General features: G+C 56.5%; 2 protein-coding genes. Both read right to left on the minus strand.

Going from position 1 to position 1,598, the window contains the following annotated elements; translation table 11 throughout:
* Positions 1–867: plasmid partitioning protein RepB (gene repB / locus EN749_RS35455; protein WP_128364912.1), on the minus strand; the 867-nt coding region annotated here is incomplete at its 3' end.
* Positions 868–946: 79 nt separating this feature from the next.
* The coding region (gene repA / locus EN749_RS35460; protein WP_128364913.1) for a plasmid partitioning protein RepA at positions 947–1,598 on the minus strand (652 nt) is incomplete at its 5' end.

Below are 1,598 nucleotides of genomic sequence, written 5' to 3' on the forward strand. Positions count from 1 at the left end.
CTTCGTGGTCACGCTGACCAATTTGCCTGCCATAGCCCAGGATTTGGCATTGGGGGACGCACCTGCCCCCTTCTTGGGTTTTCTGGGTGTCTTTAAAGAATTGAAGAGGAGGTTGAAGCGGTCGTCGGTTGCCGCCGACTTGAACTCCTCAGTCTCAACGAATTCCTGTGCCTTCACCAGATTTGACGGCTTCTCGATCAGCAGCGTCAGGTCAAGCCAGCGGTCGCGGCCGATACCTTTTGCGGCTCCGATCGCATGGATGATCGCAGTTGGAATGCGTTTTGTGACCGAAAGCATTCGCGTAAGCATTGGAGCGTCGATCGCCAAAGCTGACTGAATGGTTTCCCTGTCATGGCCGAGATCCGCCAGGTTGTGTGCGAACACCGCCCGCTCGATGAAAGACAGATTGGCCCGTGCTGAGTTTTCCTGTCCCTGCGCAACCACATGATCCTTGTCATGCAGCTCCTTGACGACGGCGCGGACGGGTTTCCCAAGTTGTTTTGCCACGCGAGCACGACGGTGACCGAATACAATCTGATAGCGCCCGTTCTTCGCCGGGTGAGGCCGAACCAGAATCGGACTGTCCTGCCCCCTCTCCCTAATTGCGGCCACCAGTTCAGCGAACGCTTCGTCGTCGTCTCCCATGCGATCGGAAACGAACGAGCCATCGATGAGACTGGGATCGAGGTCGACTACTGTCTCGCCTTCAAGTAGCCGTTCGGCCTTTGCTGCCTGGGCTGCAAGCTCACCGATGGATGACAGCATCGATCGTGAGGCCCCACGCGTCGCGTAACCAGCGGTCGCCTGGCGATCCGGCTTACTCGTCTCCGCTTGCGTAATGCCTAGTAGCACGTCTCGCCTTGCCATCTTCAGCTTCTCCGAAAATGAAACATGTCATTGTCATCGTTGACTAAAACCCGCGATTGTACGGCTGACAACAGAACGGTCATTGCCTACGCCCCCATGCTCGGTGGACGAGAGCGGCAATCTCTCCGTTCACGGCAGTTAAGGATTCCATTGCGCGGTCGTATGTCGATCGGGTGAACTGCGACCGTTCGACTTCGTACAGTGTCTGTTTGGTCAGCCCTGCGTCCGAGATCGCCGTCGACTTCAGCATGTGGTTCTTCAGCATCTGCTTCGCGAACATGGACTGCATGAATCCGACCATCTGGGTCTGCGGTATGTCGGTAGGTTCGAACCGGGTGACGAGATAGCGGAACCAGTTCAGGGAAACCTTCACACCGGCCCCCTCGATCGACTTAAGGATTTCGCCTAGCATAAGCAGGAACTGGCTCATGCTCATGATATCGAGCATCTGCGGATGAACAGTGATCAGCACGGAGGTCGCCGCAGTCAGTGCCGTCAGGGTCAGGTATCCGAGTTGCGGCGGGCAATCGACAACAACCACATCGTAACGGTCATCAACCTCGGCCAATGCGTCCCCGATGCGGGTATAGAACATCTTCCCCGCACTGGACCCCTTGTCCTGCATCGCCAGAGGTGTGTCGTATTCGTACTCCTGAAGCTCCAGGTTCGCGGGCACGATGTCGAGGTTCGGAAAATTCGTAGATCGAATGACTTCGACGATCGACTTCTTC

Source organism: Mesorhizobium sp. M7A.F.Ca.ET.027.02.1.1 (assembly GCF_004022985.1).
Classification (GTDB): domain Bacteria; phylum Pseudomonadota; class Alphaproteobacteria; order Rhizobiales; family Rhizobiaceae; genus Mesorhizobium.